We start from the raw sequence: 14,974 nt of genomic DNA on the forward strand, positions 1-14,974 counted from the left end.
TTCCCTTCAAAAGCTGGAGGGGATTTTTGTTTTATCTCTAGGGTAGCCAAAGTTTATTGAATAGAATCCAATTCCAATTCCTCTAGTTCTTTTAGGGCTTCTTTTTTTGAAGTTTCCATTTTTTCTTCATAGGCCTTTTCAATGATTACTTCTTCTGTAGTAAAGAACATTTTCCCAAGACCAACCAATACCAAAAGTACACCAATCCCTAATAACCCTTTTATAAAGAAGGTTTTAGTATCGCTAAGTTTAAAGGCTAGAAGAGAAAATGTTACTGCGGCTAAAGCAGGAATTAGTGCAATGGATCCCATGGGAAGGAAAGCCAAGATCAAAGCTAAAATAGTGATACTAATGGACAGGGTTAAAAATAGTTTTTTCATGTTTTGATTATTTAGAGTTGTCAGTTGCTTTTTTCAAGGTCAGTTCACCTGTTCCCACAGGGATGCTAAAACGCATCATCACGGGTATTTTTCTTTCGTCGGCTGTAAACCAGACCAAATTCTTGTCCTTGCCCTTCAGTTTGTCCGTAGCCGCGGAAATCGACATCTTATAACAGGTCTTATTTCCCAAGGGCCCTGCTTTAACCGTTTCTTTACCTAAGTCTTTAAGGGAAACTGGAATTTCCTTGGCATCGAACAAAATAGAGAACGACTTACTTTCACCGACTTTCATTTTGCCAAAGTCTGCATTTCTAATTTTATATAGGGTGGTAACCACATCATCAATGCCATTTTTGTAGGTAATAGTTCCTTCTTCCTTTTTTCCTTTACGAATTTTGGTGGTGTTTATTTTTTTTGTGGAAGGGAGGTAGACATATTTCTCTTCTTTTTCATATCCCCCTTCAGAGATATTCCTTTTATATAAGCTAGGCGCTAAAGTGTTTGGATTTACATAGGATTCATATAGATCACGGATTTTAAAAAAGGAATCCCATTTGGTAAAGGTTGCCGCACTGCAGCGTAAATGCATTAATGTAGATTTTGAAGTTTTAACCGTTTCGGTACTTAAAGTGACTTCGGCCAGGTTGGTGCCAAGTCCACTCATATTGTAAGAGGCGTCGAAAACCAAGGTTTCGCCCGGTCTAACTGCGGTATTGGTTTGTGCTATGCCTAAAGCAGATAGCAAAACAACGGCCAAAAGAAAATTTATCCGTATCATAATTTAATTTTTAAAAATCGTGCAAATGTATTTTATTTTCTAATAGGTTGAGAAATAATTTTGTGAGGAGAATTTTATAAATACCAATGGTTAATTAATTGATGCATGGTGAGATGCTTTTAAGGATGTTTAGTGATGTATGGAACACTTTTTGTACTGGCAACAGTGATTTTTATCCCCTTAGAAGTCTTCTAGGGGTAATATCGTAGAGAAATCTGTATTTTTGCCCAAACATTTAGAAAATGAACATCTTGATCCTTGGTGCTGGTGGTCGTGAGCATACGTTAGCATGGAAATTGAAGCAAAGCCCGAAATTATATCAACTTTTTGTTGCGCCTGGGAATGCCGGCACGGCAGCTATTGCAAAAAATTTATCCATTGGTGTTAACGACTTCGAAGCCATAAAAAAGGCGGTTATAGCCAATAGTATCAACATGGTTGTTGTAGGTCCTGAAGATCCTTTGGTGAACGGGGTTCATGATTTTTTCTTGAATGATCCTGAAATAAAACACATTCCAGTTATTGGTCCTCAAAGGGCTGCTGCTACTTTGGAAGGCAGTAAGGACTTTGCCAAGGAGTTTATGATGCGACACAATATTCCTACTGCAGCGTACCAAAGCTTTACAAGTAATACCTTGGAAAAAGGTTTTTCTTTTTTGGAAACCCTAAACCCACCGTATGTACTTAAAGCCGATGGCTTGGCCGCAGGGAAAGGGGTTGTGATTTTGAACGATTTGGAAGCCGCCAAAAAGGAACTGCAAAGCATGTTGGTGGATGCTAAATTCGGAAATGCAAGCGCCACGGTGGTTATTGAAGAATTTTTAGCGGGAATAGAATTAAGCGTTTTTGTATTGACGGATGGGAAGAACTACAAAGTTTTGCCAACGGCGAAAGATTACAAACGCATTGGTGAAGGCGATACTGGACTCAATACAGGCGGTATGGGCGCTATATCCCCTGTTCCTTTTGCTGATACCGCTTTTATGCATAAGATACATGAGCGCGTAGTGAAGCCTACCGTAGAAGGTCTTAAAAAGGATAATTTGCCATATAAAGGATTTATATTTATCGGCCTCATCAAAGTTGGAGATGAACCCAAGGTGATTGAATACAATGTTCGCTTGGGAGATCCTGAAACCGAGGTGGTGTTGCCTAGAATTCAGAACGACTTAGTGGAAGTTTTTGAGGCAGTGGCCAATCAGACCCTGGATCAAATAGATCTTAGGATAGATGAACGAACAGCAACAACAGTTATGACGGTTGCGGGAGGATATCCTGAAGCCTATGAAAAGGGAAAAGAAATAAAAGGCTATGATTCAATTACCGATTCTTTGGTTTTCCATGCTGGAACGACCTTAAAAGATGGTAAAGTAGTGACCAACGGAGGTAGGGTCATGGCGATTACTTCTTTCGGAGAAAATTTCCAAGAAGCCTTGGCAATATCTTATAAGAATTTGGAAAAGCTTCATTTTGAAGGCATGTATTTCCGAAAGGATCTTGGTTTTGATCTAAAATAACAAATAGTGTAATAAATATAGAATCCTCATTTAATATAGCTTTCTATATCCAATGAGGATTTTTGTTTTTGACTGTGGAGCCCTTTTTAGATATAGGAATGAGCTGAAACATCCTTGCTCTCTTCTCCGCTATCGTTGAATTTTTTCAATTGTAACATCCAGTAAACCATGGCTACCGCACCAATGATCATAAAGGTCCAGTTTAAAAAACTAGCCGTCCACCAATTCTCCATAAAACGCAATTGGTCAAATGGCCAAAACAAGTAGTTTACAAATAAATCCGCTATGCCTTCAAAAAATGCTGTCATCTTATTTATCTTTACTTCACAAAAGTATAAAAACCTAGGATGATTTCAAGCATTTTTGGAAAAACAAAACCCATTAACTACATTATTTTGTTAGTGTTTTTATTTTTGTTCTATTGGTTTGCCCATTTTGTTCAGACAGAGCTGTCCGATGATCTATTTTACAAAATGGGTTTTTTGGTGCTTTTGATGTTGAGTATTTTTTTGGTTGATTTTATAGTAAAGCGAAACAAACTCACAAAAACAAACTCCTTTGCCATCTTATTTTTCACCATGTTAATGGTCGTTTTCCCTGAGGTACTTACAGATGAAAATGCAATATGGTGCAACGTTTTCCTGCTGTTAGCCGCTAGAAGGTTACTGAGCATAAAATCTTTAAAGAACATCAGGGTAAAGATATATGACGCCTCCCTTTGGATAGTAGTGGCTAGTCTTTTCTATGATTGGGCCATTTTATATATATTGCTTGTCTTTACAGCAATTTCTTTGTACGATCCAAAAAATGGAAGGAATTGGTTGATGCCGTTTACGGGCCTTTTTACCGTTGCTATGATTGCCTATGCAACCCTATTGATTTTGGATAATCCGGATTTTTTAAAAGAACACTATCAATTTAATTTTGAGTTTAATGTGGCATATTTCACCCATATTGGGAATAGTATTAAATTACTAATTTATATTCTGATGACTGCCATTGCAGGGCTAGTGGCATTTGTAAAACTCCGAAATTCTGGCTCAGGAAAGTTAATCACCATGCGAGTAATTGCCTTGTATTTTTTGATTTCGATAATTACCGTGGTGCTCATTTCAGCGGATAATACCTATCCTGTTTTGATGACCTTCTTTCCTGCGGTTATATTCTTTACCCATTATATAGATTCCATTAAGAAGCCAAACATGAAGGAGATTGTGCTTATAGCAGCAGTAATGGTTCCCTTCCTTATCTTCTTTGGGGATCTTTTGAATAAATAAAAAGTATCTTTGTCTTAAAATAAGCGTAAAAATGTTCAGTGAATTTGCATATACTATTTTTGAAGAAAGCATTCAGAAGTATCACATAAAGGATGATGTTTATCAAGACTTTACCAATCCTTATGAAAATGATGATATCGCAGATTTATTATACCGAAAAAATTGGATTGATACTGTTCAATGGCACTATGAGGACATTATAAGAGATCCAAATATTGAGCCAGGAGCAGCTTTGGTTTTAAAGCGTAAAATTGATGCCAGTAATCAGGATAGAACAGATTTGGTGGAGTTTATCGACAGTTATTTTCTTCAAAAATACCAATCGGTTGAAAAGAAAGCAAATGCAACTATCAATACTGAAAGTCCAGCTTGGGCAATAGATCGACTTTCCATATTGGCATTGAAGGTGTATCATATGAGGGAAGAAGCGGAAAGGAAAGATGCTTCAGAAGTACATATCATAAAATGCCAACAAAAGCTGAACGTCCTTTTGGAACAAAAGAAAGATCTTTCTAACGCAATTGACCAATTACTTGCGGATATAGAAACTGGTACTAAGTACATGAAGGTGTACAAACAGATGAAAATGTATAACGATGAGGAATTAAACCCTATTCTTCGTGGCCAAAAAGGGTAAATTTCCTAATATAGCATCAGAAAACAGCAGGCATATTCTGGTTATCAGGCTGTCTGCCATGGGCGATGTGGCCATGACGGTTCCCGTACTTTCGGGATTGATACGTCAATATCCAAATGTCCAGATCACTGTTTTAACCAGAGGCTTTTTCGCCCCTTTATTTCAGGACCTATCCAATGTTACAGTTTATGCCGCTGAGGTAAAGGGTAAACATAAAGGAATAATCGGGCTATACAGACTTTTCAAAGAGCTAAAAGGCCTGCATATAGATGCTGTAGCCGATCTTCACCATGTATTGCGAAGTACCATCTTAAAAGGCTATTTTAGGCTAACTAATATACCCTTTGTTCAAGTGGATAAGGGCCGTGCCGAAAAAAAAGCCCTCACTTCAGTTAACAATAAGAAATTCAAACCTCTTAAATCTACCCACCAACGGTATGCTGATGTTTTTAATCAATTAGGGTTCAGCATAAATTTAGAGTTGGTTACCCCTACCTCAAAAAGAGACATGTCTCCATCCACCAAAAAGATCCTAGGACCTAAAACTGAAAAATGGATTGGAATAGCACCAAATGCTGCTTTTGAAGGAAAAATGTATCCTTTAAAGCAAATGTATAAGGTGGTTAAAGCGCTTAATGAAAGTTCCAAATATAAAATTCTATTGTTCGGAGGTGGTCAGATAGAAGAGGAACAGTTGGACACTTGGGCTACAGAGTTCAATAATTGTATAAGTGTTGCAGGGAAGATCCCTTTCGAAGAGGAATTGACGGTGATATCTCACTTAGACCTTATGATTGCCATGGACAGTGGGAATGCCCATTTAGCATCTATCTATGGAGTACCTACAATAACTATTTGGGGAGTAACCCATCCTTATGCTGGTTTCTATCCGTTTGGTCAAGACATGACTAATGCGGTATTAGCTGATAGGGAGCAATTTCCCTTAATTCCAACTTCTGTGTATGGCAATAAATTCCCCAAGGGTTATGAGAACGTTATGGAAACCATAACCCCAGAGGTAATTATTGATAAGGTTGATTCGATTTTAAATAGAGCGTAGTTTTCTTTTTAGGCTATCGTTTTATAAGAGATTAACTTAAAATAGTTTTTTAATTGTTGGATGTACTTATAGCGTAGCATTTTTGGGTTGCCTTCTACCATTAAGGTGCGTATGCCTATATAGGATGAGATCACATAAGTGGCTACAGCTTCACTATCTACATGCCTGTCTATATACCCGTCTGATTTTCCCTTTTGTAGCGTCGTGATTAGGTTAACCTCCCACACTTTCAGTATATCCATAAGATACTTCATGATTTCAGGATTTTTTCCATTGAACTCCGTAATAAAGTTGCTCAACACAAACCCATAATCTAAATCATTATGCTCTGCCGTTTCAAGTGCATCCTCTATGGCTTTGGAAATAACATTTAAAGGGTCTTCCCGACCTTCAATGGGCTCCACTAGCGTACTGTATACTTTTTGGAACAAAAGGTTCTGGACAATACTTATAAAGAAATCTTCTTTGGATTGAAAGTGATAGTAAAAAGCACCTTTAGAAAGGGATAACTTTTTCAAAATATCATCTATACTGGTGTTATAATATCCTTGTTGGTAAAACAATTCTAATCCAGTACATTGCATACGTTGCATGGTTGCCATGCGTTTTAGGTTCTTTTCCATAAGATTTAGGTTTTGGGGTAAAACAGACCCGAGAGTCTCTAACAAAGAACAGATAGATATGAGATTTGGTAAATATTAAAAGACGAATCGCATGTTAAATTCGTTATAATGGTTATTTTCTACAAAAAAGCGGTTATTATAAAAAATAAACCGACCAATCAGTTGGTAATTGGTCGGTTTTAATTTCGGATGAAGTGTATTTACCGCTATTTTACTTTTAATAAAAGGGACAGAATTAGGCGACCGTGCCCTGACAACTGCTACCAGCACCTGCGGTACAACCATAACAGTGTTGTGATATGATGATGTTTCTGTCATTAAGAACATCTTCATTATAGTCCTTTATATGTTTTACCTTACTAGCTACCTTTAGATCTAACATTTGGTTGAAATCGCAATCGTATAACCACCCGTCCCAACTAATGGATATGGTATTGGTACACATTACACTTGCAACGGCTGATGGATTATAAGCTTCTACTAAGGCGTACATATAGTCCTCATAATTTTCTGAAGCTATTAAATAATCCAAAAAGCGCGCAATAGGTAAATTGGTAATAGCAAACAAATTATGAAAATTTATATCAAAATCATTTTTCAATGCTTTTTTGAAATCGCGTTCCATGGCCGCCTGATCTCCGGGCAAATAAGCACCTGACGGGTTGTATACCAAATCTAAACGCAGTTCACTATCTGGCATTCCATATCCTACAGCGTTCAATTCTTGCAGTGCTTTGATGGATTTGTCAAAAACGCCATCACCACGTTGCTTGTCTGTTTTGCCTTTTGTGTAATGGGGCATAGACGAAATTACGTGTACGTTGTGCTTTTTGAAAAACTCAGGAAGATCGTAATACTTTTTGTTAGCCCTTATGATGGTAAGGTTAGACCGAACAATAAAATCTTTGATTCCTGCTTTAGATGCTTCCTCTACGAACCAGCGAAAATCGGGGTTCATCTCAGGGGCACCTCCGGTAAGATCAAGGGTATGTGCGCCTGTATTGCGGATAACCTCCAAACACTGCTCCATAGTATCGCGGGTCATAATCTCTTTTCGGTCCGGTCCTGCATCTACATGGCAATGCTCGCAAACTTGGTTGCACATATATCCTACATTGATTTGCAATATTTCTAACTTCTTGGGACGAAGTGGGAAATGTCCTGTTTGGGCAATCTTATCCTTAAAGTAGGGGAGTTCTCCATCTTTGAAGATACCACCATTAAGAATTTCTAATTGTTTGTTGCCAATTACAAGATCATCATGTCTTGCTTTTAAAGATTTTGTAGCCATTTTTTTGTATTCAATATTTAGTACGCAGAACTTTGAAAAGATTACATAAAGAAGAAGGTTTCTTCTATATCATGAATTCTACGATGCTGCACTTGTATTCGTTTTATTTACATGGATAGTTTGTCGTACTTCTTCATCATTTGTACACCATGTACCAAGGTTGCACCGCTTTCAATAGCGGCACCAACATGCACTGCTTCCATCATTTCCTCCTTGGTTATTCCTTTTTGTAGTCCATCTTTGGTATAGGAATCTATACAATAGGGACATTTTACGACATGTGAGACGGCCAAAGCGATGAGCGATTTTTCACGGGCGGTCAATGCTCCTTCCTCAAACACTTTCCCGTAATAGTCGAAAAATTTAGTTCCCAATTCTTCACTCCAATCAGTAATCTTTCCGAACTTTCGTAAATCTGCTGGATCATAATATGAATCTGCCATTTTATTATTTTTTTTAGTTATTGTATGTTCTGTTTGGTCCACGTTGGGACCAAAATTATATGGAATTCCCTTCAACTGCCTTTCGGCCAAGGGAAGAATTTCCATGTTGTCCCAAAAGCCAGTTAAGAGGGTGTCCGCATAGGCTTCGGGCAAATTGTTTTTTAACATTAGTTTATTTGTAGTGCGGTGGTCATATTCAAAATACCGATGAGAAATATGTATTTCTCCGTTTATTTCTTCTAATACCATGTACCAGACTCTTGTTTCGCCTTCATTCGCTGGCATCCCAATGACTCCTGGATTGAGCCATAAATGATCTTCAAATTTTTGATGGAATGGTAGGCCACAATGACCGGCTATGATGACATTGCTCTGGGTTTGGTCAAAATGTGCGCGCTTAATAGGTTCTGGGGTCGATTCAAAGATAAATTCTGACACGTTGTTATATGACCCATGAACTACCATTACCTGTTTATTACTATAGCTAAAGTTTAAATGATTGGGCAACTCGCCCATCCATTCTATGGCGTCTTTTGATAAGTTCATTTGGGAATAAGGATACCACAGTTTTGAAAACCCATCACACCTACTGCCTTTTGTAAAATCACAGCCACAATCTTCCGCACCCTCAACTAATTGCTGCTCCACGTTACCGGATATGCTCCTTGCTCCCCAATGTCTAAAAAGAGAGACGGTTTCTTCTGGTTGGGCGCAATAGCCTACGATGTCACCAGTGCAGATACAGTTTTCAGGGGATATTCCTTCTGTAGTGGCAATATCCACAAGCCGCTCCAACGCCTGGAGGTTGCTATAGACACCTCCGAATAGCAAGAGTTTTCCTTTTAAAGTTCCTAGATGTGTTATCTTTTTATCCATTTTGGTATAAAATATAATAAGATGCAGGAAAAAATTCCCCAAAAATTAATCCAAAGTAAATCGGCGTACTTTCCACTTGTAAAGATCATGCGTTGCGGAAATACTTCAAAAAGCAATAAAAATCCAAATAATATTCCACAAAATACACTTAAATAGAAGCTGATTTTAGGCGTTTCGCTTTTCCAAAATAAGAATACAGGGGTAAGGCCAATGACCATGGTCCCACTTATCGTAGTAGCCGATAATATTTCAGCATTTAAAAATACGGGAATTGTACCCAAAACAGCAATTAAAGCCATGGACCAACGCCCAAATTTTAAGGTGTTTCCCAAATTTAAATCAACCGATAAGAGCTTTGAAAAAGAAGAAAAAGTAGAATCTAGGGTGGAAGCGGCGGAAGTGATCATAATAAAATTGATGACCAATAGAATTATCACCCCAAAAGCCTTGCCTACTTCAACGGCCGCTTGTCCTTGTAGACCGGCATGTTTTGCATAGACGCCAATTATACTGAAAAGTATAATACATAGTGCACCTACTAAACTTGCCCATAAGAAACTTTTTCTAGTCACTTTTGGACTGCTGATAAAACCTCTATCGGTTAGGACCGGATCGTGAAAGGGGTAGCTGAAGGATTGTAAAAGTGCTGCCAAAAGTAAATTAACACCCATCTCAAAACTCCATACTCCAGTCGTAATAGCCTTGGTTGGGGTGAATGTGTTATCTACATGGAAAACATTCCAAAGTATAATGAATAATAAGATAGAAAATAGAGCCATTTGGATAACATCCGTAAATATGGAACTACTGAGTCCCCCTTTTAGGGTATATGCCAAGGTAAGTGCTGTAAATAATAATATCGACCAATAGTATGGAGATGAACCAGTTTCCCCGAAGTAGGTGCCAATGACCATGGTGTTGCTCCAAACTTCATTAAAAAGGCGGATGGCTATGAGGATGGAAAATACAGCAACGGCTCCTTTTCCAAAACGGAAGGTTAAGAAGTGATGTATACTCTTAAAATTTCCTTGAACTCTCATTTGGTAAATGATCAGCCCAGCAACAGCAAATGAGACATAATAAGCTGCGTAAGCTACGCCGCCAACAATACCATAATCTAACCCTAAATTTGCGGCATTGGTAATACTTTTGGCGAATATCCAAGATATCACCAGACTCCCCATTAGCATAAAGGTATTGGGGGCCTTTTTTCTGTGGACTGCCTTAAAAAACTGATTGGTACTTTTAGCAAGAGGAGATAGCAAAAAGAGTATCACACTAGAAGTGATAATCAATCCCCATTGCCAGTATTGTTCCATATCTAATTTTTTGGTTATCTCTTACTTTTTATTTTCACTAATGGTTCAGCAGGTTTAAGGGACAGACTTACTGGTCCCACCAGACTTTTATATTAATGCTATTATCATCGGTTGCAGTTGCAGCGGTGGTATAATTTTTATTATTTAGGGCCTCTTCCTCGGCTGGATAGGGCATTCTTACCGGAATCAGATCATTGTTTAAACTAGCCGAAATGGTTTTTAGTTGGGGAAACCCCGTACGGCGGTATTCTATCCAACCTTCATATCCATTAATCATATTGGCTATCCACTTTTGGGTGATGATCTGTTCAATTGGATTAGCACCTGTTAAGCCATATGCAGCGTCTATCGTCAAGTAAGTAGATGATAAGGGTACCTGCCAGTATTCAAAAGCCTGGGTTACTCCAGTCTCGTACAATTGTTGTGCATTGGCAACGATAATTCCTTTTTCGGCAGCTTCTGCCAAAAGGAACTGAGTTTCCCAACTGGTCATAAAATTAGCGTCTAAAAGTCCTGTATTTTCCCTGAATATTGTTCCTGTTAAGGAATAATCAGCTAGGGCTATAGAAGTTTGGGAGGCGTCAATGCCATTCAAAAGGCCATTAAAATCTCCATTGGTACTATTGGCAAAAGGGCGGAACAAACGTTCTACTCTATCATCATTTAGATTGATCAGAACTTCCTCCATGGTTTCAGAAAGGACAAAATTATTGAAATCCCCAATGCGCAATCGTGCCAATCTAAAATTATTGGGCTCCCCATCTGAAAAGTCAAAAACAGCATTTTGCGAATTTAAACCAATGTATTCACCACCATCATAAATGGCTTGTAAATCAGTGGTAACATCCGTCTTATTGGAAATCCTCATCAATGATTTTATTTTTAGGGAATTGGCAAAACGAACCCAAGCCTGTAGGTTACCATTAAACAAAATATCTCCTTGAAGCGCAATGGTGCCCGAATAGTTTTGAATGGCTACTATTCCTTTATCTAAATTGTCTAATATTCCCCCTTCTGCTAAATAAATAGCTTCTTGGGCGTCATAAACGGGAGTTACCGTTTCATCTTTTCCCCTAAAGCCTTCAGAATAGGGCACATCTCCAAAAATATCTGTTAAGGCAGCGGTCATATAGGCCTTTAAAATAAGAGCGGGACCTTCATAAACGGCATAGGTTTCCACTGTGCGTGCCTGGTTCAAGATAATTTCATTATCACGGAGATTTTTATAGAAAATGGGCCAAGGATTACCACCCAATTGCGGGGATTTTAGGTTGTGCCTATCAAAAAGGTTAAAATCTAACGCCGTCGTATATTGTCCTAAGAGGTTTCCTGCTGTGAAGCCTTCATAAGACATTTGTTCTCCATAGTCATAAATCACTTGGCGCAAGAGTAAACTTGGTTGTACACTAACAGGTGCATTCGGATTTGTATTGATTTCCTCAAAATCCTTAGTGCAAGAGGTAATAACGGCCAAAGCCATTATATATCCCCAAATTTTTATGTGTATATAATTTTTCATCTTTCTTTTTTAAAAATTAAATCCAGTTTTTATCCCTATACTTCTAGTGGTGGCATAGGACATGTCTTCTACACCGCTTACAAAGCCTTGCCCTTGTACCGCTAGTTGTTCAGGATCAAAATGCGGGTTTTCTGTGAAGGCAAATAAATTTCTGCCAATTAGGGATATTCGTAGATTCGCATCGGTTTTAAAAACGTTCAGGTTATCAAAGGTATACCCAATGGCTACCTGTCTTAATTTTAAAAAGGAAGCATCGTAGGTGTTGTTTTCTTCATGGTTCCTATCGTAGAATTGACGGTAATAACTTTCGGCGGTAACAGCTACTGTATTAGGTTGGTAAACTGTAGCACTAGGTGTACCTACATTAACCACGCCTCTAGGTATAATTCCAGTTTCTGGTCTAAAGGAAGTTTCTGCCAATTGTCCCCCAACGTTGCCTAAGGCTCTAGTTCTTGAAACAATTATACCTCCTTGTTTCCAATCCCAGAGAACACCTAAATCCCAATTTTTATATTGAAATTGATTACTAAAGCCCAGCATAAAGTCCGGATTGTAATTTCCTAATTTCTGTAAGTTGTTATCAGCAATGTAGCGTCCTTGATCCGTTAGGATAAAGTCCCCATTTTCATTCTTTAGATAGCCAGTACCGTAAAGGTCACCAACCCTACCACCTTCTTCAACCTGTAAAAATACCGTTTGGTTTTGACTATCGTATATTCTGGAATAGGCCAACGTTAGCCTACCATCATCTTGAGGGAGGTCTTCAACTATAGCTTTATTAGTGCTAAAATTCAAAGTACTTTTCCAGGTAAAATTGAAAGTAGCAATTGGCGTTATCCCCGCAATAATTTCTATTCCTTTTGATCTAACAGCGCCGCCGTTGACAACTTGTTGGGTATATCCAGATGATATGCCAATAGGGAGAGAAATAATTTGATCTTTGGTTAACGCATTGTAATAACTTACATCAAAATTTAAGCGGTCCTTAAAAAATCGAATATCAGCACCAACCTCAAAGGAACTTGTGGTTTCTGGTTTCAGATTTGGGTTTGGAATGGTGTTTTGATCGCTAAAAGTGGGCTGTCCGTTAAAAGGGGTTTGGGCTACAAATGCACCGGTTGTTTGGTACGGATTAGTATCATTACCCACTTGGGCGTAGCTTGCTCGTAGTTTGGCAAAAGAAACAATTTCAGGAAGATCGGCAACTTCAGAAAGGATGAAGCTACTGGAGACCGAAGGGTAAAAGAAAGAAGTATTGTCCACCGAAAATGGTGTGGCTAAAGAGCTCGACCAGTCGTTACGACCAGTGATGTCCACAAACAAAAAATTTTTATAACCAAACTTTGCTAAACCATAAAAACTATTGATGCGTTTTTGTGATTCGAATTCAAAAACCTCAATCGGTGAGGCGGCATTTGAAAGTTTGAATATTCCTGGTTGTGCCAGGCTTGTGGTTTGTGATTGATTTGTAGCGGCCATTTGGTCCATTCTATTGCCGCCTAAGGAAACGTCAACTTTAAAATCATTAAACCTATTGGTGTAATTTAAAAGAAAATCTGTGTTGATTTCCCTAAAAAATACATCATGCTCTGCATATCCGCCATTTCTAAAACGGTTAGAGCTGAAAGCTCGTTTCAATTGGCGCAATTCATTAGAATAGTCCATTCCCGTGCGAATTGTAGCACTGAGATGATCTGATATGGTGTATTTGGCTGAAATATTACCAAAAACCCTATCTCTGTTAAAAGAGTTCGTATTTTCTTTTAGAATAAAATAAGGGTTGTCAAAGAAGGTATAGTTATAAGAATACTGTTGCAGTCCTTCCAAACCAGGCTGCCAATAATCCTTTAAGTTATTAATGTTTAGGGAACGAGGCCCCCAAGCTACAAGGGAGTAATTTACATTTTCAGAGCCGTACCCATTTGAAGGTCTATTGTCACTCTGAGAATTCACATAGCTAATGGAAGAGTTGATACTTAATTTAGCTGTTGGCGAAAATCCTAAGCGGGCACTTATTGTTTGGCGGTCTAAATTTACTCCCGGAATAATAGATTCACTGCGAAGATCTGTAAAAGATAATCGGTAGTTGCCTTTATCAAATCCTGAGGAAATTGATAGGTTGTTGATGGTGGTGGTCCCTGTTTCGTAAAAGTCTTTTAAATTGTCAGGATTGGAAACAAAAGGGGTGGGAGTAATCGCAATACCATCGTATAACGCTGTATCGCCACCTCGCACTGTTCGGCCGTCTGGCAAAAGAACAGGACTGTCGAACTGGGGTACTAAAATCCCTTGGTCTAATCGCGGACCCCAGCTATAGGTAATATTGTCGTTTGTTCCCCCTCCTAGGCCATCAACAAACGCAAATTGCCCCGAATTTCCTTGGCCGAATTCATTTTGGAACTCGGGAAGTTTAAATGCAGAATCCACAAAGAAGCTCGAATTATAACTAATTCCAAGCCCTTTGCTAGTAGATCCATTTTTAGTTTCTATAACAATAACACCATTGGAAGCCCGTGTACCGTATAAGGCGGCTGCACTTGGACCTTTAAGTACGGATACCTCTGCAATATCATCCGGATTTACCTCCATCGCTCCGTTTCCAAAATCTATAGCTTGAAATCCGGCCGCCGCCTCATTGTTAAAATTGAAGACAGAGTTATTGTTGATAGGTACCCCATCTACCACAAAAAGCGGATTATTATTGGAAAAGGAAGCTTCACCCCTAATGGTTATCTTAGAGGAAGACCCTACCCCTGTAGCCCCTTGGTTAACAGTTACTCCTGCCAATTTTCCGGATAGGTTGTCTAAAAAATTCACCGATTTAACTTCAGTTAGCCCTTTTGTGTCTAGACTTTGTACCACATAGCCTAATTCCTTACTTTCCCTTTTAAGGCCAAAGGCAGTAAGTACTACTTCTTCCAATTCCTGACTGGATTCACGTAATACCAAATTGATTATAGCCCTATTGCGTATTGCAATTATTTGCGTTTGTAGGCCTAAGGCTGAAAACTCTAAGGAACCATAGGTGTCAGGAATATTAATAGCATATTCTCCGTCATCGTTGGTGGTGGTACCTTTATTGGTTCCAACATATATAATATTCACACCAGGCAGAGCTTCCCCTATTTCCGAGGTGACCTTTCCTGAAATAATAGTTTGTGATGATCCAAATGCAAAAAAGCATAGGGCCGTTAATAAAACGATTTGCTTCATTTTAATTGTAATAAATGGAATAATAACTATTTGTTTGGTGC

Annotated in this window: 13 protein-coding genes and 1 pseudogene; 4 read left to right on the forward strand and 10 right to left on the reverse strand. The window is 38.5% G+C overall.

Features of this window, described 5'->3' with window-relative positions:
• Nucleotides 1–53: 53 nt before the first annotated feature.
• A complete protein-coding gene (locus ABXZ36_RS02685; RefSeq protein ID WP_354613923.1) occupies nucleotides 54–380 on the reverse strand; it encodes a hypothetical protein in 327 nt (108 codons plus the stop codon).
• 7 nt (nucleotides 381–387) lie between these two features.
• Nucleotides 388–1,158 (reverse strand): DUF3108 domain-containing protein, encoded by a 771-nt coding sequence (locus tag ABXZ36_RS02690; protein ID WP_354613924.1) that lies wholly within the window; start codon nucleotides 1,156–1,158, stop codon nucleotides 388–390.
• 242 nt (nucleotides 1,159–1,400) lie between these two features.
• Here ABXZ36_RS02690 and purD point away from each other — a divergent pair, with 242 nt between their 5' ends.
• On the forward strand, nucleotides 1,401–2,675 hold the full coding sequence (gene purD / locus ABXZ36_RS02695; protein ID WP_354613925.1) for a phosphoribosylamine--glycine ligase: 1,275 nt from the start codon (nucleotides 1,401–1,403) through the stop codon (nucleotides 2,673–2,675).
• Between the two features lie 86 nt (nucleotides 2,676–2,761).
• Here the strand turns inward: purD and ABXZ36_RS02700 are convergent, their stop codons facing one another.
• Complete coding sequence (locus ABXZ36_RS02700) at nucleotides 2,762–2,983, reverse strand: DUF6341 family protein (protein WP_354613926.1); 222 nt, start codon at nucleotides 2,981–2,983, stop codon at nucleotides 2,762–2,764.
• A gap of 39 nt (nucleotides 2,984–3,022) precedes the next feature.
• On the opposite strand from ABXZ36_RS02700, the gene ABXZ36_RS02705 reads away from it, so the two are divergent.
• Genes ABXZ36_RS02705 through ABXZ36_RS02715 form a run of 3 tightly spaced genes read left to right on the forward strand, consistent with a single transcriptional unit; the run spans nucleotide 3,023 to nucleotide 5,649 of the window.
• Complete coding sequence (locus tag ABXZ36_RS02705) at nucleotides 3,023–3,952, forward strand: DUF6427 family protein (protein WP_354613927.1); 930 nt, start codon at nucleotides 3,023–3,025, stop codon at nucleotides 3,950–3,952.
• A 31-nt stretch (nucleotides 3,953–3,983) separates the two neighbouring features.
• Nucleotides 3,984–4,589: a DUF4254 domain-containing protein gene (locus ABXZ36_RS02710; protein ID WP_354613928.1), complete on the forward strand. Its 606-nt coding sequence runs from the start codon at nucleotides 3,984–3,986 to the stop codon at nucleotides 4,587–4,589.
• Nucleotides 4,573–5,649 (forward strand): glycosyltransferase family 9 protein, encoded by a 1,077-nt coding sequence (locus tag ABXZ36_RS02715; RefSeq protein WP_354613929.1) that lies wholly within the window; start codon nucleotides 4,573–4,575, stop codon nucleotides 5,647–5,649. Before ABXZ36_RS02710 ends, ABXZ36_RS02715 begins: the two co-directional genes overlap by 17 nt.
• A gap of 8 nt (nucleotides 5,650–5,657) precedes the next feature.
• On the opposite strand, the gene ABXZ36_RS02720 is transcribed toward ABXZ36_RS02715, so the two are convergent.
• The 7 genes and pseudogenes from ABXZ36_RS02720 to ABXZ36_RS02750 form a co-directional block, all read right to left on the reverse strand.
• Nucleotides 5,658–6,272 (reverse strand): TetR/AcrR family transcriptional regulator, encoded by a 615-nt coding sequence (locus ABXZ36_RS02720; RefSeq protein WP_354613930.1) that lies wholly within the window; start codon nucleotides 6,270–6,272, stop codon nucleotides 5,658–5,660.
• Between the two features lie 235 nt (nucleotides 6,273–6,507).
• Nucleotides 6,508–7,563, reverse strand: coding sequence for an arsenosugar biosynthesis radical SAM (seleno)protein ArsS (arsS, locus tag ABXZ36_RS02725; RefSeq protein ID WP_354613932.1), 1,056 nt, complete (start codon nucleotides 7,561–7,563; stop codon nucleotides 6,508–6,510).
• Between the two features lie 107 nt (nucleotides 7,564–7,670).
• Nucleotides 7,671–8,006 carry an arsenosugar biosynthesis-associated peroxidase-like protein gene (locus ABXZ36_RS02730; protein ID WP_354614135.1) on the reverse strand — a complete coding sequence of 112 codons (336 nt, stop codon included), beginning with the start codon at nucleotides 8,004–8,006 and terminating at the stop codon, nucleotides 7,671–7,673.
• Between the two features lie 273 nt (nucleotides 8,007–8,279).
• A pseudogene (locus ABXZ36_RS02735) lies at nucleotides 8,280–8,882 on the reverse strand (metallophosphoesterase family protein); the annotation flags it as partial.
• Entirely contained in the window at nucleotides 8,867–10,201 is a 1,335-nt protein-coding gene (locus ABXZ36_RS02740; RefSeq protein ID WP_354613934.1) for a sodium:solute symporter, read from the reverse strand. The gene ABXZ36_RS02740 and the pseudogene ABXZ36_RS02735, both read right to left, overlap by 16 nt.
• Nucleotides 10,202–10,268: 67 nt before the next feature.
• Complete coding sequence (locus ABXZ36_RS02745; protein ID WP_354613935.1) at nucleotides 10,269–11,720, reverse strand: SusD/RagB family nutrient-binding outer membrane lipoprotein; 1,452 nt, start codon at nucleotides 11,718–11,720, stop codon at nucleotides 10,269–10,271.
• 9 nt (nucleotides 11,721–11,729) lie between these two features.
• The gene (locus tag ABXZ36_RS02750; RefSeq protein WP_354613936.1) at nucleotides 11,730–14,933 is read right to left on the reverse strand and encodes a SusC/RagA family TonB-linked outer membrane protein; all 3,204 of its coding nucleotides are present in this window, start codon (nucleotides 14,931–14,933) and stop codon (nucleotides 11,730–11,732) included.
• Nucleotides 14,934–14,974: the final 41 nt, after the last annotated feature.

It is taken from the genome of Sediminicola arcticus (genome assembly GCF_040566695.1).
In the GTDB taxonomy this organism is placed as follows: Bacteria; Bacteroidota; Bacteroidia; order Flavobacteriales; family Flavobacteriaceae; genus Sediminicola; species Sediminicola arcticus.